Raw genomic sequence first — 18,629 nt, forward strand, 5'->3', positions numbered from 1 at the left:
GATACATGATCGGGGTGCAGGCATGCAAAGTGCGCCTGCACCCTTCATTTGTATATTTCTAAGACGGAGGGCGATGTATAGTATGGCAACAAAATTAAAAGATGTGGGTTCCATTGAAAAAATAATCAGTGAGATGTCAGTGGAGGAGAAGGCGGCATGTATTACGGGGGGCAGTTCTTTCTACTCCAGATCTATGGAAAAGTATGGAATACCCAAACTGCTGCTGCTGGACGGCGGTACCGGGTTTAACACCAACCAGTTCTATTTGGAGAAAGTATTCCAGGAGTATGCAAAAAAGCGGGAACAGGAAGGAAATCCCATTGACGATGAGGAGTGCGTCGGACGGATGGGAGGCCTCGAGATCGTACTGAGTGATCCGGATCTATGGCAAAAACGATCTGAGTATGCGAATGCGTCACTGAAAGAAAAAGAATACGGCTGTTATCCCCCGGGGATGCTCATGGGCGCTACCTGGAATCCTTCCGTCATCGAAGCGTGCGGCCATGCTCTGGGAAAAGAAACGAATATGCGGGGAGTGGATGTGCTGCTGGGTTCCCCGAATGTAAATATCCACAGAGACCCTTTGAACGGAAGGCTGTTTGAGGGATATTCCGAGGATCCGTGCCTGGTTTCCAAACTGGCTCCGTCACTGGTGAAAGGAATCCAGGATGAGGGAATCATCGCCAATGTAAAACATTTCGCAGCCAATAATCAGGAAACGGACCGCATGGGAGTGAATGAACATATATCGGAACGCGCCTTAAGGGAAATCTACCTGCCTGGTTTTCAGGCTTGTGTTCAGGCTGGCTGTAAAACGGTTATGTCGGCATACAACAAGATCAACGGCGTGCCCTGTGCGCAGAACCGATGGCTGCTCCAGGACGTGCTGAGAAAAGAGTGGGGATTTGACGGCTTTGTCGTGACGGACTGGTCCGCCGCATATGATCAGGTTGAGGCTTGCGCCGCGGGAAATGATCTGGTTATGCCGGGACCGAGGCAATTCAGTACGCTGGTCAAAGCGGTGGAAAATAAAACGTTAAAAGAGGAAGACCTGGATGAATGCGTCAGAAATTTCCTGAAGATTGTTCTGGAGACTCCGGCCATGAAAGGAAGAAGAACTGCGTTTGATATGCGCGAGGGGATCGATGCTGCATATCAGGCAGCGAAAGAGGGCATTACTCTGCTGAAAAACGATGGGGTTCTCCCGCTGAAAAAAGGTACCGGACTTGCTTTCTATGGGGAGTGCAGTAAACAGATAATCGCCTGCGGCGCCGGCAGCGCGGCGGTGAACACTTCTCTGAACATCAGCGTTTATGAGTGCGCTGCAGCCGCGCTTGGGGAAGAGAACGTCTGCTTTGGGGAGATAAAAGAAGACACGGGTGCAGTGATCGTAACGGTTGGCGCCAGGGGACAAGAGGGTGCGGACCGCCCGAATATGCTTATGGAGCCAGAGGACAGGGCGGCTCTGGACACAGCAATTCAGGCGGCAGAGGAAAAGAATCTGCCGGTAATTGTTTTGCTTAATGTGGCTGGGCCGGTACAGATCGTAGATTGGGAACCTAAGGCGGCTGCGATCCTGTGCTTATTCCTTCCCGGTATGCAGGGAGGACAGGCGGCGATGGATATCCTGTTCGGCAAAGTCAATCCGTCTGGAAAACTGCCGCTGACCTTCCCGAAGAAATATAGGGACTGCCCGACTTATGGCAATTTTCCGGGGTATAACAGCGAAGTCTGGTACGGCGAAGGGATCTATGTGGGGTACCGCTATTATGAGAGAAAAGGAATCGAGGTCATGTATCCCTTCGGATACGGGATGTCCTATAGCACCTTCGATATCACCAACGTAAGTGCACCTGACAGTGTAAATGTGGACGAGGACGATGTCAGGGTGTCCGTCTCTGTGAAAAATACCGGAACCATGGCCGGAGCCGAGGTAGTGCAGCTCTATATTCATGATGTGGAAGCTACGTTGGAAAAACCTGTAAAAGAACTGAAGGCCTTTAAAAAGGTTTACCTGGAGGCGGGAGAGGAAAAAGAGATATTCCTCACCCTGAAAAAAGAGGACTTTGCAAGCTATGACTGCCGGCTGGGCAAATGGGCTGCGGAGCCTGGAGAGTTTTTGCTGTTGGTGGGGAATTCTTCCGCAGATATATCCCAGACGGTCAGTGTGGAGATCTTCTGTGAGAATCCTTATATTATTGGCCCGCAGACAGACGTCGTCAAGGTGGTATCGAACCCGAGAGCGGTTCAAATAGTTGAAAAGGTTACGGACATTAAATTAAGGGATGTGGCCGGCAGCTATATTGTATTCCAGCCATTGACACCGTTTGAACGGATCTGGCAGGAGTGTGTGATGCCAGCGATCAAAGTGGGTGAGAAGGAATCAGCAGAAATGCAGAAAGAAATCTATAAGGAATGGAAACAGTTATAATTTTGAAAAGGCATGGCTGATTACGTTAGCCATGCCTTTTTGAGGTAAGTATGTATTGATATATGAAACTTTGTTGTACGGTTCTTATGCGAGAGGTGACTATACATAAGAAGAGAACGTATGCGCCAGATCCGACAGATATATTGTATGATGATTATCAGCAGGAATGGCTGCGCCATAGTGAATTTGCGACTACAGCTAAGTTTTATGCTCATCTCAATGTAAAAGCAAAGTTCCGGGTAGCAAGAAAAATGGAGCAGGGCCTCGACTTATCAAACAACAAAAAAATAAAAAGCTATCGATTCAATCGAAAGCTTTCTATTGCATAACGGAGACGGTGGGATTCGAACCCACGTGCCCAAAAAGGACAACCGCATTTCGAGTGCGGCGCGTTACAACCACTTCGCTACGTCTCCCTGGTGAGAGCACCCGGTCACATCGCCCATTATAACATAAATATTACGAGAAAAAAAGTATAATTTTGAAAAAGAGAAATTCCAGAAAACGAAGCAGAAACACGCCGCTTGAACGAACGGTTTCCCTTAAATTTATGAATCCTTTATTCCATTGACCCATACGGTGTGCATCTTCCCGATTCCGGTAAGATCACAGATCACAGATCAAAGAGACTTAACTGTTCCATCCCGCATTCTTCTTTCCTTTTATGAACATCCCCCATTTCCACGCAGCCGGCGGGAATATCTTCCAAAAACTCCGAAGGCTCCCGGGAAGTCAGCAATATCAACTCTTCCCTGGCCCGGGTCATTCCCACATAGAACAGCCGCCGTTCCTCCATGGGGTCAGCCGGATGGCTGAGGGATTCATAGGGCAGACAGCCTTTTTTCACACCGCTCAGGAAAACCACCGGAAATTCTAATCCCTTAGATCCATGCAGAGTCATTAGAGTAACCGCGCCGGAAGTATATATTTTTTCCGAGCTTCTCTGCAGATCTCCTTCCTGTCCCAGTAACAGAGTCTGCAGGAATTCAGGCATATCTTTGTGAAGCACAGCCATATTAAGCAGACGCTGAAGCGGTTCTGACATACTGATCTCATTGGCCTCCAGCCACTGCCCGATCAAAGCCGCCGGTTTTTCCTTTCGGACCACGGGAAGGAAGCGGCGGACCATCTGCCAGCAGGAAGCCAGCGCAAGCGCGGGCGATAATTGACTGTCCAGTTTTTGAAGCTGGCCGGCATCCAATTCTTTTACCTGATTTTGCTTTAGAACATCCAGAAACTCGCCGATCAGTTCCTCGTCATAATTCCAAACGTTTTTCAAACAGATCTTCACGGAAGCTTCATCCCCGGGAGATAACAAAAACCGGAAAAAAGCCAGAACGCCGCGGACCGCTTCGTCAGCCAGAAAGTCATCCCGTCCGGTTATCACATAGGGAATTCCCTCTTTTCGCAGACAATTCTCCAACATCTTCGCCTGCCGGTGGGTCCGGTAAAGGACGGCAATATCCTGAAAGCTGCGGGGCTTGTCCGTATGTATGGCATACTTCTGGGCATCCAGCATATCGATCCCGCCTGTCATGCGGTTGATCTCCTTGGCTATAAAGATGCCTTCGGACAGATCGCTTTCTGCGGTCAGCAGACTGACCGGAAAACCGGTAGGCTGCTGTGCGATTAGGATGCGGGCATCTCCGGGATTCCGGTTGATCACGGGCAGCGAGCAGGAAAGTATCTCCGGGGTAGAGCGATAATTCCTGGTCAGTTTGATTTCCCGGACGTTCGAAAAGTCTTCTTTTAAAAGATGAAAACATTCGGCATTCGAACCACGGAAGCCGTAGATGGACTGGTCTGGGTCCCCGATGACGAAAAGGCTCTTATTACCTTTAGACCAGGCTTTTACCAGCTGATACTGGATAGCGTTGATATCCTGGAATTCGTCTGCGAGCAGATAGGAAAAGGGAAGCAAGGATTGTTCCATATCAGGTTCGGAAATATTGCTGTCCGGATGGCTACCGGGATTGCTAATCGGATAGCCGACGGCATTCATATCCGGATAACAGCCGGTATTGTTATGCGGATTACGGCCTGCATTTATCATTTCCAGCACATTCAGAAGCAGATCATCAAAATCCATCAGACCGTCCCTCTCCAGCTGCTCTTGATAACGGGCGGTTACATCATCGGGCAGCTTATGCTCAGAAACAAGACCATTTTTCAGACGGGAAATATCCTGAACAAGCTGGGCGGGCCGCAGCTTAAGGCCTGCCTGCCGGATAACATGCTCCGCGGCATCCCTGCACTGGTACTCGTCTGCCAGTACCACATTCTTCTTCCAGTCTTTCAGCAGGTTCAGGCAGATGGAGTGAAAGGTACCGATCGTCATAGAGCGTACCGCCCGTTTGCCGCCCAGTTCTTTTTCAAGCCTGGTGCGCATTTCCAGTGCGGCTTTATTGGTAAAGGTTACAGCGGTGATCCGGGAGGGGTCCACCCGCTGTTCTTTTACCAGCCAGGCGATACGGGAAACCAATGTTTTAGTCTTACCGGTACCTGGCCCTGCGATCACAGCTACCACAGGTTCGGCTGCGGTTACGGCGTCATACTGCTCCTGGTTTAGACCGTCCGGCAGCTTGTGCTGTTCAGCGGTTCCGCCCTCACCGGCGTTCCTCTCGGGTTCAGCGCAGGATATACCGCTTCTGACGGCCCCGGTCTTATCTGCCGCTGAGGCATCGGTGCGGATCCATCCATCCGTGGTTTCCCTGGTACCAGCCAATTCTCCCGAGGGTTCTCCGGCGGCAGATAAGCCTTCGGATACTGCCGGTATCCCGCTGTTATCCAAAGACCGGGCCGCAGCTGTCTCTCCCGCCGGATCTATATAATTCTCAAACAGGCTGATCTGCCCGTATAACTCATCGATCTCATCCTTACTGACGATCATGACCGTTCCGTACTCGCCGTCATAACCCGGAATCCGCGTCACGTCGCCGGAGCGCAGCCTCTTTATTCCCTCTTCCACACATGGCCCGGCTGCCCGTCTGATATCCTTAAGCGGGATATCCCGGAGAATGGAGAATTCCGGGCCCAGCTTCCCCAGCATGCTTTTATACTCGGCGGCCACCTTCGCGCTGCCGGAAGACTTACCGGTGGAGGCGGCGATCACCTCTGACAGCGGAACGAGACTTTCATAGTGCCTGCCGTTTTCAGATACGAAGCCCTCCTCCCGGTCAGCCAGTTCTTCCACCCTGTGCAGGACGCCTATGGTAATTTTTTTGCCGCACACAGGACATTTACCGCCGTAAGCCGCCGTTTCCGACGGACTCAGCGCGAGATTGCATTTCCGGTGTCCGTCCAGATGATATTTCCCTTCTTCCGGAAAGAATTCCAGCGTCCCAGCCAGCCCCTCTCCCTGCTGCAAAGCACGCGACAAATGGGAGTAGCCAAGTTCTGTATCCAGCAGATTGGCCTCGCGCCCCAGCTTCCCAGGAGAATGGGCATCGGAATTCGAGACGAGCTGATAGCCGTCCAGGGCCGAGATCCTCCAATTCATCGGAGGGTCCGAGGACAAACCAGTCTCCAGCGCATGGATATGAGGAGTCAGATCCTCAAAACATTCCTCGATGGTGTCGAAACCGGAAAATGCGCCAAACAGGGAAAAATGCGGCGTCCAGATATGGGCCGGTATAAAGATGGCCTCGGGACAGATATCCAGTGTGATTTCCAGAAGATCCCGGCTGTCCAGACCCAGGATGGGCCTTCCGTCGGAGTGGATATTGCCGATGGTCTCCAGCTTGCAGGACAGTGCCTCCGCGGCTTCCAGTCCCGGAAGCAGGATCAGGTTATGGACCTTCCTTGTTTTTCCGTTCTTTTTATAGATCGAACTGATCTCACCGGATATCACGAAGCGGGGTTTGCTTTCTTCGGAAGTAATCTCATCCCTGATCCTATAGTCATCCTTTAGAACATACAGTCCTTCTTCCGCCGGGACAAGTTTATCTTTCAACTGCGCCCGCCAGGCCGGATGGGTGAAATCTCCGGTTCCCAGCAGGTCGATACCTTTGCGCCTGCTCCACAGATCCAAAGCTTCCGGTTCACAGTCCCGGCTGGTAGCGCGGGAATATTTTGAATGAATATGAAGATCCGCTATGTACATAATTCCACCTTCTTTATCTTTTGTTCATTCTATTTCAGGAGAGCCTGCCATGGTCATTTTGGTAAGTAATCCCATTATACTCCTTAACTCGACCAGGTGTCCAGAGCACTTGAATCGGTCAGTTTTTGAAATTTTTCGTGTATCACACGTATTGCCCGAAATAGGGAACTCAGTACTCATAGCCCAAAAAAACAAGAAAAACTGCAGGGAAAAATAAAAAAATCTTAAAAAGTATCTGCTAAAATGATAGAAACCAACACCATACGATCGAAGTATATAATGTAACAAATCATTTGTAAGCTTACAAACCGCATCAGGAGTATCATTATGAAAATAAACCAGGATAACTTTGTGAAAGAACTGAGACGGGGCAATGAAAAAGCGCTGCTCTATGTGATTGACGAATACGGGGGATTGCTACGGTCAGTTATTCGAAGAAAGCTGTTTTCACTTCCGGACCGGCAGGAAGAGTGTATGAACGACGTACTGCTGGGCATCTGGAACCACAGCCAGGACTTCGATGAATCCAGGAATACCTTTCAAAATTGGGCAGCCGGAGTGGCCCGGTACAAATCCATCGACTATCTGCGCAAGTACAGGCGGGAGCTGGAACAGCTAAGCTGGGAGGAAGTGGTCATCTCCGGAGAAGATGAAAGACTGGCAGCAGCCGTGGAACAGGAGCTGTCGGAAGAGGTTGGCCGGATGTTAGACTGTCTGAACGAAATGGACAAAAAGTTATTTCTGGACGTCTATGGAGAAGATATGGATATCGAACAGGTCAGCCGGAATACCGGCATGAAAAAAGAAGTAATCTACAACCGTTTATCCAGAGGAAAAAAGAAAATACGACAATTATTCAGCCGCAACGGAAAGGAGAAGTCCGCATATGAAACCCAACATCTATGAAATGCTCAATGATATAGAAACCGACTGTTACGAGTACGGCGCCACCCCTCTGTCAGAAGAGGAAGCCAGACACTATAAACGCCAATTCCGCCGCCGGCTCCATACCGGACGCAAAGGATTCCCAGGCAAAGGATTTGCCATAGCAGCCGGCATCGCCGTCTGCCTCCTGGTCCTGGGCGCAGGCCCCTTCCATACAGAAGTCCGCGCCGCCGCCAAAACTTTAACCTATAATATCGGGGAACTTCTCGGAACCAATGAGGATCTCACGCCATATGAAAACATCGTAAACTATTCGGTGACCAACGGCGATGTAACGATTACCCTCAACTCCGTAATCCTGGAGGAAGACATCCTCTACGTATCTACGACAGAGACTGCAGAGCCGCAGTCAGATCTGAATATGGAGACATTAACCCTTCTGGGCAGCCTCTTTATAAACGGAAAATACATCGAAAACAGCAGCAGCGGCATCACCGCGCCGCTGGAAGATGGAAGCGGCCAGGAGTCCCTGACCGGTTATAATCTGGGGCACCGATTTGAAACACAAGATATGGACATTGAGCTGATCCTTGAGGATGCCTCCCGTACCCTGGACGGCAATTGGAAGTTCAAATTCAACGCAAATGGGGAACAGCTCTCAGAACAGACCCATGAAATCGCTACCGATATTCATTACAACCTTCCCGACGGAACCCAGGTGGACCTGACCGCCTATACCACAAGCCCCATCGGCCAGAAAATATATTACAAAATAGACGGCGGCAGTGACTATGACATGAAACTGGACGGAACCGACGATCTTGGCAACCCGGTCTCCTTCTATGTATCCCACGTTGAAAAATCCGGAGGGCGGTTTAACATCGACCGCCTCACAGGCCTGATCTCTCCGGAAGCAAGTGCGCTGACTCTCACACCTTACGTCTCGCCCCGGCCCCAAAAGAGCGGCCGCACAGAAAGCAACTGGCAGCAGGCCGGAGAAGCCTTTACTATAGGACTGAAATAGTAAACTTCCGCAGTCTCCCACATCCATAAAAGATTCTGTATAAAGATGATCCGGACAACATTCCGATAGAAGGAGTGTGTTCGGATTCATCTTTCTTCCGCATTCTTCCCCGGATCAAAAAGTACATGATACAAGCTATCCGTGATAATTACCTGATTACCGCCAAAGAATTAACCTCCAACAGTCCGGTCCCCTCCGCGGTTTGGAAACCCGTTCGCCTCTCCTCGCGGCCCTGTCCGGCCTTACCGGCTCTCCAACTTTAACCCTTTACGATCCCAGGCAAATAATATATAATAAATGAGGACAAGTTCCAGGATTCACCAAACAATGAAAATCTAAAAGATAGGGTGTGAGTCAATGAAAAAAAGAATTGGTATGTTAACCAGCGGCGGTGACTGCCAGGCGTTAAACGCGGCCATGCGGGGAGTAGTCAAGGGGCTGTGCACCAACCTGGACGATGTGGAAATCTTTGGCTTTGATGACGGATATAAAGGGCTGATCTACAGCAAATACAGAATGCTCGGATCTTCGGATTTCTCCGGTATTCTAACCAGAGGAGGAACGATTCTGGGCAGCTCCCGCCAGCCGTTTAAGCTGATGCGTGTGCCGGATGAGAACGGACTGGACAAAGTGGAGGGAATGAAACACACCTATTACAAATTAGGGCTGGACTGCCTGGTCATTCTGGGCGGCAACGGCACCCATAAGACGGCGAACCTGCTTCGGGAGGAGGGCCTGAATGTCGTGACCCTTCCCAAAACCATCGATAATGATCTGTGGGGAACCGACATGACATTCGGATTCACCAGCGCGGTCAATATAGCCACGGATGCCATCGATTGTATCCATACCACAGCGGCTTCCCACGGGCGTGTATTCATCGTGGAGGTCATGGGTCATAAGGTCGGCTGGCTGACCCTGCACTCCGGTATCGCCGGGGGAGCGGACATCATTCTGCTGCCGGAGATCCCCTATGATATCAAGAAGGTGGTAAATGCCATCGAGGCCAGAAATAAAGCCGGAAAGAGATTTACCATCCTGGCTGTGGCGGAAGGAGCTATTTCCGAGGAGGATGCCAGATTATCGAAGAAGGAATTCCGGGAGAAGCAGAAGAAAAACAAATATCCTTCCGTTTCCTATGAGATCGCAGCTAAGATCGAGGAGGCCACAGGGTCGGAGGTACGAATTACCGTTCCCGGACATACCCAGAGAGGCGGAAGCCCCTGCCCCTATGACAGGGTACTGGCTACCAGGCTTGGATCGGCTGCGGCTAAGCTGATCATGAATGAGGAATACGGCTATATGGTCGGCATGGTAAACGGGGAAACCAAGAAAGTTCCGCTGCAGGAAGTGGCCGGTAAACTGAAAATGGTAGATCCCCAGTCGTCTATTATCAAGGAAGCGAAGAGAATCGGTATCAGTTTCGGCGACTGACCGCCGGCTTAGAACAGGAGTAAACTTATGTCTTATACTGCGTTATACCGGAAATTCCGTCCCGACAGCTTTGAGGATGTGAAGGGCCAGGACGCAATCGTTACAACATTAAAGAACCAGGTCCGCACCGGGAGGATCGGGCACGCCTATCTGTTCTGCGGAACGAGAGGTACCGGGAAGACGACGGTGGCGAAGATCCTTGCAAAGACAGTGAACTGTGAGAATCCGGTTGACGGGAGTCCCTGTGGTGAGTGCGCCTCCTGTAAGGCCATCGCCTCCGGGACCAGCATGAACGTAATCGAGATCGACGCGGCGTCCAACAACGGTGTGGACAATATCCGTGAAATCCGCGAGGAAGTGGCATATTCGCCCACGGAAGGAAAGTACAAAGTATACATCATCGATGAAGTGCATATGTTATCGATAGGTGCGTTTAATGCGCTCTTAAAGACGCTGGAGGAACCGCCGTCCTACGTGATCTTCATCCTGGCGACCACGGAGGTTCATAAGATACCGATTACCATTCTGTCCAGATGCCAGAGATATGATTTTAAGCGGATATCCATAGAAACCATATCGGCCAGGCTAAAGGATCTGATGGAACAGGAAGGCGCCCAGGTGGAGGAAAAGGCCATCCGTTATGTGGCCAAAGCGGCGGACGGTTCCATGCGTGACGCGTTAAGCCTTTTGGATCAGTGCCTTGCTTTCTATCTGGGCCAGAAGCTTACTTATGAAAATGTGCTGGAAGTGCTGGGAGCTGTGGATACCGAGGTGTTTGGCAGCCTGCTGGACCAGATTATCGGGCAGGATGTAACCGGAGTGATGAAATCCATAGAGGCGCTGGTCATGGACGGACGGGAAATGGGGCAGTTTGTCACAGACTTTATCTGGTATCTGCGCAACCTGCTTCTGGTTAAGACTTCAGACCAGGCGGGGGATGTCATCGACGCGTCAAAAGAATCCCTGGCCCGTATGAGCGGTATGGCGCAGAAACTGGATGCCGATACCCTGATGCGCTATATCCGGGTACTGTCGGATCTGTCCAATCAGATCCGCTACGCTTCACAGAAGAGGATATTGATAGAGATTGCATTGATTAAACTGTGCAAGCCGGCCATGGAGAGGGACAGTGAATCCTTGCTGGACCGCCTTCGGGTGGTGGAAGAGAAACTGGAAAAAGGAGTTACCGTCCCAGCAGCACCGGCAGCTCCAAACACAGCGCCGGGCGTGCAGACACCCTCGGCGGAGCGGCCGAAACCGCCAATGCCAAAGGCGATACCTGAAGATATCAAGCAGGTGGTCTCCAACTGGCGGAGTATTGTCAATGAGGCTTCCGGACCTGACAAAGTATTCCTGAAGGGAGCCAGGCTGAGCTTGGGCGGCGGAAATAAACTGCAGATTGTATTTGAAAATGAACTGGGAGCTGCCTATGTAGGTTCCAAAGAACATAAAGAAGAACTGGAAGCTTTGATTTCCAACCGGATTGGCAAAGAAGTGGAAGTCGATATGAAAATGCTTGATACAGGGCGATCCTTTGAGGACAGCTTTGTTGATTTAGAGAAAATCATCCACATGGATATTACCGTTGAGGAAGAATAAGGAGGACATGAATATGGCAAAACGTGGAGGATTTCCGGGCGGAGGTATGCCCGGCAATATGAATAACCTGATGAAGCAGGCACAGAAAATGCAGCGTCAGATGGAAGAGAACCAGAAGGAACTGGAAACGAAGGAATTTACCGCGGCGGCCGGCGGCGGAGCGGTGGAAGTGACTATTTCCGGCAAAAGAGAAGTGGTTAAGGTAAAACTGGCCGAAGAAGTGGTGGATCCCGAAGATATCGAAATGCTGGAGGATCTGATCGTAGCCGCTACCAATGAAGCGCTCCGCCAGGTAGAAGAAGCGAACGGCGCGGCTATGTCAAAGCTGACCGGTGGTATGGGCGGAATGGGCGGCGGTTTTCCTTTCTAGAGAGAGTGGAGGATATCGTGGATATATACAGCAATCAGATTAACCGCTTAATCGAAGAACTCTCCCGGCTTCCGGGAATTGGTGCAAAGTCAGCCGGCCGGCTGGCTTTTCATCTGATTCATATGCCGGTGGAGGATGTACAGCGGCTGGCCGACACCATGGTGGAGGCCAGGAACAACGTGCGTTACTGCAAGCAGTGCTATACGCTGACCGACCAGGAACTGTGCCCCATCTGCAGTAACCCGAAGCGGGATCAGCATACGATCATGGTGGTGGAGAATACCAGGGACCTGGCGGCTTATGAGAAGACCGGTAAGTACGACGGGGTCTACCATGTGCTTCACGGGGCTATCTCTCCGATGCTGGGGATCGGTCCCAGCGATATCAAGCTAAAAGAGCTGATGGCCAGGCTCCAGGGGGATGTGGGCGAAGTGATCATCGCTACCAATTCCAGTCTGGAAGGAGAGACGACGGCGATGTATATCAGTAAGCTGGTCAAGCCTTCCGGGGTGAAGGTGAGCCGCATTGCCAGCGGAGTTCCGGTGGGAGGCGACCTGGAATATATTGATGAAGTGACGCTTCTGCGGGCCCTGGAGGGGCGGGTGGAGCTCTGAGTCTGGGTGTAGGAGCAGGGAGAATATCGTTGGAATGAGCAGCAGTGATATACTGACTAAGTGTTAGGGGGAACAGTTTGGTTCGGTATTTGACTGGGGGAAGTTAGAAGCTTTTTTTAATATAATGAATTGATTATTACGGCGCCTGTTCACTGAAAATGCATTATGTAATGATAGTGGACGGGCACTATTCGTTTCTATGAAAAATGATGCGGTTTGATAATTGGCTTATACTGGGGACGAGATGATTGAGACCATTAGAGTCAGATGGACTTGAAACCGTAAGAGCCGGATGAATATGAAACTATAAGGATCAGATGAACAAGAAATTATAAGGTACAGATGAATATGAAATTAAGGATCAGATGAACATGAAATTAAGGATCAGATGAACATGAAATTAAGGTTCAGATGAATATGAAATTAAGGTTCAGACGAATATGAAATTATAAGGGTCAAATGAACATGAAATTATAAGGATCAGATGAACAAGAAATTATAAGGATCAGATGAACAAGAAATTATAAGGATCAGATGAACAAGAAATTATAAGGATCAGATGAACAAGAAATTATAAGGATCAGATGAATAAGAAATTATAAGGTTCAGATGAACATGAAACTATAGGGTCAAATGAACTAGAAACGATAAAGATCGGATGAACACGAAACCATAAGAGCCTCAGATGAACATGAAATGATAAGGATCAAATGAACATGAAAACCATAAAAGTTAAATGTTTTGGAAACAGAAAGATTAGGATTGACTTATAATACTTACAGTTGTAATATTTAAAATAAGTGAAATAAAAATAAAAGATCTAAAATGAGAGATATATAAAGCAAAAGGGGGTTCTTTCTTGAAATTGCGCATGACTTGATATCTCTGTATGCCCTGTATTTAAGCAAAGCCAGCCAATTTCCACGATGAAATGTTATCCTAACCTAAGTAGAAATTACAAAAGTATTATAAAGCAAGAGATCTATGAGCATGAGATATATTAGGTTATAAATTAGAGAACAAATAGACAAGATATCTATTAAGCAAGCGATCTATAAAACAATGGGATTTATAAAGTATGTTTTTGTATTTAGTTTAATAATTGATTCTTTAAAATGAATAAATGCAATATATTAAATGCAATCTGATTTAATCAGCTTACAGCTTATATAAAGATACACGAAAAGAGGAAAAGGCATATTAGGAGGATACCTATGAATAAATCCAGTTTTATAATAGTACTTTTGGCTATCTGTCTTGGTACATTTTGCGGAGGATGCAGCCGGACTGCTGCGTCTGCAGAGGACCCCTCATCTGCAGTGCCTGATGAAAGGATAGAAAGGGACAAGGGGGTCCTGCCTGCCGATCACGAGAGTACAGAGCCGACAGAAAATACAGAACATGAGGGTACCGCCCCGGAAAGTCCTGTTATTGTAAAGGAAGATTACAGTGATTGTTTTGAGGGACAAACCGGCTGCGCCGTATTTTATAACAGCAGGACAAACACATATCATATATACCAGGAAGAGATGGCCTCGGTACGTGTCTCTCCATGTTCTACATTCAAGGTGGTTTCCACGCTGATCGGACTGGAAGAAGGCGTAGTTGAGTCAGAGGAATCGAAGATGGGATATGATGGGACCATTTACGTGAATACTGCCTGGAATCAGGACTTAAATCTTAAGGAAGCATTTCAGAAATCCTGTGTCTGGTATTACCGCAAACTTCTTGACCAGGTTGGACAGGAGAAGGTTAAAAAATGGGTGGATGCCCTTCATTACGGCAACTGTGATATCAGCCAATGGAAAGGTGACGGGTCAGTAAATGGAGGTACAGAACAACTGAATGGCTTCTGGCTGGAATCCTCTCTGGAAATATCCGCACGGGAACAGACAGAAGTACTGGCCAGAATCTTCGATGGAAATACGGAATTCCGGGAAGAACACATATCGATGCTTCGGGAGCTGATGCAGACCGAGGATGAGGACCAGTGTGGTATCCGTATCTATGGAAAAACCGGGACAGGCCAAAACGGGAATCATGCCAATGCCTGGTACGTGGGAATGGCAGTGAATGGAGAGGAAACCAACTATTTTGCAGTCCGTCTGACTGCTGCGAAGGGCAGCCGTATTTCCGGTGCCGATGCTAAAAACAAAGCCACGCGTATTATACATCAATATTTTAAATAAAAGCTTTCACAGCGAAATTAAAATAAAGCGATGTTTCATTAAAATAAAACGATGTTTCCGTCATCCGGTTTGACGCATAGATCAGTCAGAAGTATAGATATCCATATCTTCCAGCACCTGCAGCGTCACCTTAGCGGAAGTATTCCCGCCCACGTTATCAGCATTGGAAATATTCGTGGCAAAGAACCAGGTGTTATCAGGAGTTTCCACATAACCGACAAACCAAGTGGATACATAGACCCCATTAACCATTGCGGTTCCGGTCTTTCCGGACAACGTGTTCAGGGAACTGGAAGATAGCCTGAGAGCTTCTTTTACAGCAGCGATATTTTCCGGTTGAAAGCCGAATTCATTCATATAGAAGGATTTGAGCAATTCGGTCTGCTCCAGCGGAGAAATGGCAAGTGAGGATTCCAGCCAGTAACGGTCGGTGCCGCCGGAGAGGTCCTGATTACCGTAACCGATTTTGCGATAAAAGCTTTGCAGATTCTCCAGACCGGCTGCCTGATCCAGTGCCTGAAAGTACCAGTTTACGCTGTATTGCATAGCAGTTTGGAAGGATTGATCCTTTTCCCAGTCCGGGAAAGGATAAGAACGCCCATTCCAGGACAGTGTATTCTGTTCCGGTGTAATGATTCCTGATTCCAATGCGTTGAGCGCGGAATAGATCTTATAAGTGGAATCCGGGGAGATACGCCGGGTACTTTTTTCTTCATTGTAGATCCTGTATTGACCGGAGTTGAGATCGGTCAATACCATGCAGCCGTCAAGGCCCCGGAAATAGTCATGTACATCCAGAAGGGAAGAAGAGTTGGATGCAGGGACTGAAGGAATGGAAAACCCAACGGCAGAAGGCGGTATGGAGACGGAAAAAGTCTCAGCCGAACCGCCGGCCGCCTGGGCATTTAGGAACGGAAGCTGAGCCGCCAGGAAAAGTGTGATCAGCAGAAAAGAGATCACGTTCCTGAGCCGGTCATGACCGGATGGTACCCGATAAGCGGCGATCTGTTTGATTCTGCGGGTGAGCTGTTTTTTTGTTCCGGAGAAACCTGTGGTGACAGGATGATAGAGAAAGCGACTGGTTCCGGCTGCAAAATTCAGGATCGTATGGCCATATTTCAAGCGGTCGCTGGGCCGCATTCCATGCAAAAGGCAGGCGTCGCAGTATAATTCCCGGTCGGACCGAAACTCCCGGATAACGATATGGATCATGGGGTTGAACCAATAGGGAAGACTGAGCAGCAAGAGGATTTGATTGTAAATAAGGTCATGATTTCTATAATGTGTCAGTTCATGAAGCAGAATAAAACGGATATCTTCATTATCATCTTTATTACTCCCCTCATTTACAAGACAGGAAGGTAGGATCAGGCAGGGATGTATAACGCCATAAATTAGCGGTGTTGACACCTGCCCGGAAATCAGTAATGTAACGTTACGGTGGATATCCAACTCCCTTTTACTACCGTAGAAAAGCTCTAGAATCCTGGAATCAGGGGCATGGGAATTGCGGCAGATCTTTTTTATCTGTATATGTGCCAGTACATAGAATACCAGGGCGGTTATCATGCCCAGGCACCATAGGACCGCAATACCCTGGTTCAAACCAGCCATATCCGGGCGCTCCAGTGCTTCTGTAAAATCCTGAAGCCAATCGCCGTTAACAGGAGGACTTTGATCACGGTTAGCGGACGTGGCGGCGATGTCGGTTGACGGATACGAATTTCTTATGGCTGATGCATTAGAAGCCGGGAACAGACGGAAGGGGAGCAGAGCAACCAGAAGGGCAGCGGCAGGGATAACCCAAAGGGCGTAACGGTATCCGGCGGTCCAATAGCGGGACAGAAGCCGGCGGATACCCAGAAATGCTAGTAAAAGAACACTGAGTATCAGATTCATTATAAAAAATCGCAGGACATACATAGTTTCCTCCATTTGTGCGTGTTCCAGCACATATAGGTATGGGTGAATATCTTATTCAACCTTTAATTTCTCTACTGCCGGCGGCGGATTTCCCGCTCTGGGTATGGGTCTGGTTCTGTTCTAGAAGCTGCCGCAACTCTTCGATCTCCTCCGGAGATAGACGTTCTTCTTCCAGAAAATTGACAACCATAGAACGTAAAGTTCCGCCGTAAAAGCGATTGAGAAACGATTCGCTTTCCCGGTTGACGTAATCTTCTCTGGCCACTGCCGGAGAATATACAAATACACGGCTGCTTTTTTCATAAGTGAGTGCGCCTTTTTTTACCAGACGCAGAAGCATGGTCTGAATGGTTTTCGGGCTCCACTTGGTGGTGGCTGTGAGCCGCTCGATCACTTCCGTCGTGCTGATAGGTGCACAGTTCCATACGATCTTCATCACTTCTAATTCTGCATCGGATATCCGTGGTAAGTCTTTCATTCTTTCCTCCATGCGTGCATTTTACCGCACATATAATTATACTGCTGCCGCCTTAATTTGTGACTTCCAGCAGGTTCGCAGCATGAGTGCACCAAAAGGTATACTTGATAAGTAACTTAATGCATGCCCTGCGGGCAGAAGGGCAGCCGAAGCTGCAAAATAGGTAACGCTTTAGATTATTCTACCTGTGACCTCCTGGATAATGCTTACATATGTAATATGTAATATTGTAAGCCTTAAGAAAGAGACAGTCAAGAATGATTTTTCCCGTATGTATTCCTGATGCTTTTCAGTATTATCATTGAAGTGATTTTCCGGTCATAAAAAAAACTCCCTAAATCCCCCATGAATGGGGGCTGGGGAGTTGAAGTGCCGAAGACACTTTTTATCAATAACCGCGTTTGCCCAGCGTTTCCTGGGTGACTACGGTTACAGGATACTCCGTACCGTCAACGATTACAGACGGGACAGTATCATCATGCGCGTACATTCCTTCGTCGATGTAGGAGAACTTATCGGGCGTTTTGCCCTCTTCCAGAGTTTCTATAACCGACTGAACAAGAGGACCCTGAAGGGGATTACACGCTATGATGCAGGTGATCTTATCTTTTAAAATATAATTCATGGCTTCCTTATTGACACCGTCAAAAGAAATCACCATAATCTCACCGCCATAGATATCGGAACCGACCTTCTTGCCGGCGGCCTCGATTGCTTCTATAACACCAAAGGCTTCATTATCATTCTCACAATAAACGACATTAATATTATCATATTGTTTTAAAAGGGATTCCATCACTTCCTTTCCCTTTGCCTGGGTGAAATCACCTGTGGCCTGGGCCATCAGGTCCCAGCCGTTCGTCTTTTCTGCATCCATAAGACCTTTGGTGCGCCCGATCTGAGCGGAGGCCCCGAGGGTACCCTGGACATTTACAATATGAAGATCGGACGGGACAATGCCCTTTGCCGTTGCGAACTGATTCAGCCATTCGGCGGCTTTCATCCCTTCCAACTCAAAATCTGAGCCCACCCAGCAGGTAAATAAGCGGTCATCGGATACATCCACCATACGGTCCACGATGATAACAGGAATCCCGGCATCCTTCGCTTCCTGGAGAACAGTGTCCCATCCTGTCTCGATCACGGGAGCAAGCACAATATAATCTACATCCTGCTGGATAAAGGTGCGGACCGCCATAATCTGGTTGGCCTGTTTCTGCTGCGCATTTTCGTAGAGCAGTTCATATCCGTTTTCCGCCGTAAATGTGGAGCGCATGGATTCCGTATTTGCGGTTCTCCAGTCAGATTCGGCGCCGAGCTGTGAAAAACCTACGATAATCCGGTCGCTTGACACTTCCTCTTGTATGCCTGCAGGTTCACTTTTGGAAATGTTCCGTTGTCCACAGCCCATTGCCAGCAGGCACAACGCTGATAATATTATGAATCCGGTCAACTTTTTTCTCATTCTTAATCATACCCTCCCCAATAGAACCTTCCTTAGACTGACCCAAATAAGATACTGTAGATAACACTCAGAAACCCTATATTCTACCCTTTCAAGTATACTAAAAAATTGTGGC

Annotated in this window: 13 protein-coding genes and 1 tRNA gene; 9 read left to right on the forward strand and 5 right to left on the reverse strand. The window is 48.7% G+C overall.

The window, feature by feature from the left end; all coding sequences use genetic code 11:
- Window positions 1-82: 82 nt before the first annotated feature.
- Both ABC831_RS09670 and ABC831_RS09675 read left to right on the forward strand, forming a co-directional pair.
- On the forward strand, window positions 83-2,431 hold the full coding sequence (locus ABC831_RS09670) for a beta-glucosidase (protein ID WP_343247940.1): 2,349 nt from the start codon (window positions 83-85) through the stop codon (window positions 2,429-2,431).
- Window positions 2,432-2,517: 86 nt separating this feature from the next.
- A complete protein-coding gene (locus tag ABC831_RS09675; protein WP_343247941.1) occupies window positions 2,518-2,760 on the forward strand; it encodes a hypothetical protein in 243 nt (80 codons plus the stop codon).
- Here ABC831_RS09675 and ABC831_RS09680 read toward each other — a convergent pair.
- Both ABC831_RS09680 and ABC831_RS09685 read right to left on the reverse strand, forming a co-directional pair.
- Window positions 2,761-2,847 (reverse strand) — tRNA-Ser (locus ABC831_RS09680).
- Window positions 2,848-3,044: 197 nt separating this feature from the next.
- The gene (locus tag ABC831_RS09685) at window positions 3,045-6,533 is read right to left on the reverse strand and encodes a UvrD-helicase domain-containing protein (RefSeq protein ID WP_343247942.1); all 3,489 of its coding nucleotides are present in this window, start codon (window positions 6,531-6,533) and stop codon (window positions 3,045-3,047) included.
- A 327-nt stretch (window positions 6,534-6,860) separates the two neighbouring features.
- Between ABC831_RS09685 and ABC831_RS09690 the strand changes: the two genes are divergently transcribed.
- The 7 genes from ABC831_RS09690 (at window position 6,861) to ABC831_RS09720 (ending at window position 14,648) form a co-directional block, all read left to right on the forward strand.
- Window positions 6,861-7,439 carry a sigma-70 family RNA polymerase sigma factor gene (locus ABC831_RS09690; RefSeq protein WP_343247943.1) on the forward strand — a complete coding sequence of 193 codons (579 nt, stop codon included), beginning with the start codon at window positions 6,861-6,863 and terminating at the stop codon, window positions 7,437-7,439.
- Window positions 7,420-8,442, forward strand: a complete 1,023-nt coding sequence (locus tag ABC831_RS09695) for a DUF4179 domain-containing protein (RefSeq protein ID WP_343247944.1) — start codon at window positions 7,420-7,422, stop codon at window positions 8,440-8,442. Before ABC831_RS09690 ends, ABC831_RS09695 begins: the two co-directional genes overlap by 20 nt.
- Window positions 8,443-8,799: 357 nt before the next feature.
- The gene (locus ABC831_RS09700) at window positions 8,800-9,876 is read left to right on the forward strand and encodes a 6-phosphofructokinase (protein WP_343247945.1); all 1,077 of its coding nucleotides are present in this window, start codon (window positions 8,800-8,802) and stop codon (window positions 9,874-9,876) included.
- A gap of 27 nt (window positions 9,877-9,903) precedes the next feature.
- Complete coding sequence (dnaX, locus tag ABC831_RS09705) at window positions 9,904-11,475, forward strand: DNA polymerase III subunit gamma/tau (protein ID WP_343247946.1); 1,572 nt, start codon at window positions 9,904-9,906, stop codon at window positions 11,473-11,475.
- Between the two features lie 13 nt (window positions 11,476-11,488).
- Entirely contained in the window at window positions 11,489-11,845 is a 357-nt protein-coding gene (locus ABC831_RS09710) for a YbaB/EbfC family nucleoid-associated protein (RefSeq protein WP_343247947.1), read from the forward strand.
- A 17-nt stretch (window positions 11,846-11,862) separates the two neighbouring features.
- Window positions 11,863-12,459 carry a recombination mediator RecR gene (gene recR / locus ABC831_RS09715; protein ID WP_158351080.1) on the forward strand — a complete coding sequence of 199 codons (597 nt, stop codon included), beginning with the start codon at window positions 11,863-11,865 and terminating at the stop codon, window positions 12,457-12,459.
- Window positions 12,460-13,673: 1,214 nt separating this feature from the next.
- Window positions 13,674-14,648 (forward strand): penicillin-binding transpeptidase domain-containing protein, encoded by a 975-nt coding sequence (locus tag ABC831_RS09720; RefSeq protein ID WP_343247948.1) that lies wholly within the window; start codon window positions 13,674-13,676, stop codon window positions 14,646-14,648.
- A gap of 81 nt (window positions 14,649-14,729) precedes the next feature.
- Here the strand turns inward: ABC831_RS09720 and ABC831_RS09725 are convergent, their stop codons facing one another.
- From ABC831_RS09725 to ABC831_RS09735, 3 genes are all read right to left on the reverse strand, one after another.
- Window positions 14,730-16,547, reverse strand: a complete 1,818-nt coding sequence (locus ABC831_RS09725; protein ID WP_343247949.1) for a BlaR1 family beta-lactam sensor/signal transducer — start codon at window positions 16,545-16,547, stop codon at window positions 14,730-14,732.
- Window positions 16,548-16,626: 79 nt separating this feature from the next.
- The gene (locus tag ABC831_RS09730) at window positions 16,627-17,049 is read right to left on the reverse strand and encodes a BlaI/MecI/CopY family transcriptional regulator (protein WP_343247950.1); all 423 of its coding nucleotides are present in this window, start codon (window positions 17,047-17,049) and stop codon (window positions 16,627-16,629) included.
- Window positions 17,050-17,437: 388 nt separating this feature from the next.
- A complete protein-coding gene (locus tag ABC831_RS09735) occupies window positions 17,438-18,514 on the reverse strand; it encodes an ABC transporter substrate-binding protein (protein WP_343247951.1) in 1,077 nt (358 codons plus the stop codon).
- Window positions 18,515-18,629 lie beyond the last annotated feature (115 nt).

The sequence above is a fragment of the Diplocloster hominis genome (genome assembly GCF_032380655.1).
Lineage (GTDB): Bacteria > Bacillota > Clostridia > Lachnospirales > Lachnospiraceae > Diplocloster > Diplocloster hominis.

What these genes read in the sequence shown, in the direction of transcription:
- ABC831_RS09670 (WP_343247940.1), top strand. Translation starts at nt 83, where the DNA reads ATGGCAACAAAATTAAAAGATGTGGGTTCCATTGAAAAAATAATCAGT.
- ABC831_RS09675 (WP_343247941.1), top strand. Translation starts at nt 2,518, where the DNA reads ATGCGAGAGGTGACTATACATAAGAAGAGAACGTATGCGCCAGATCCG.
- ABC831_RS09685 (WP_343247942.1), bottom strand. Translation starts at nt 6,533, where the DNA reads ATGTACATAGCGGATCTTCATATTCATTCAAAATATTCCCGCGCTACC.
- ABC831_RS09690 (WP_343247943.1), top strand. Translation starts at nt 6,861, where the DNA reads ATGAAAATAAACCAGGATAACTTTGTGAAAGAACTGAGACGGGGCAAT.
- ABC831_RS09695 (WP_343247944.1), top strand. Translation starts at nt 7,420, where the DNA reads ATGAAACCCAACATCTATGAAATGCTCAATGATATAGAAACCGACTGT.
- ABC831_RS09700 (WP_343247945.1), top strand. Translation starts at nt 8,800, where the DNA reads ATGAAAAAAAGAATTGGTATGTTAACCAGCGGCGGTGACTGCCAGGCG.
- dnaX (WP_343247946.1), top strand. Translation starts at nt 9,904, where the DNA reads ATGTCTTATACTGCGTTATACCGGAAATTCCGTCCCGACAGCTTTGAG.
- ABC831_RS09710 (WP_343247947.1), top strand. Translation starts at nt 11,489, where the DNA reads ATGGCAAAACGTGGAGGATTTCCGGGCGGAGGTATGCCCGGCAATATG.
- ABC831_RS09720 (WP_343247948.1), top strand. Translation starts at nt 13,674, where the DNA reads ATGAATAAATCCAGTTTTATAATAGTACTTTTGGCTATCTGTCTTGGT.
- ABC831_RS09725 (WP_343247949.1), bottom strand. Translation starts at nt 16,547, where the DNA reads ATGAATCTGATACTCAGTGTTCTTTTACTAGCATTTCTGGGTATCCGC.
- ABC831_RS09730 (WP_343247950.1), bottom strand. Translation starts at nt 17,049, where the DNA reads ATGAAAGACTTACCACGGATATCCGATGCAGAATTAGAAGTGATGAAG.
- ABC831_RS09735 (WP_343247951.1), bottom strand. Translation starts at nt 18,514, where the DNA reads ATGAGAAAAAAGTTGACCGGATTCATAATATTATCAGCGTTGTGCCTG.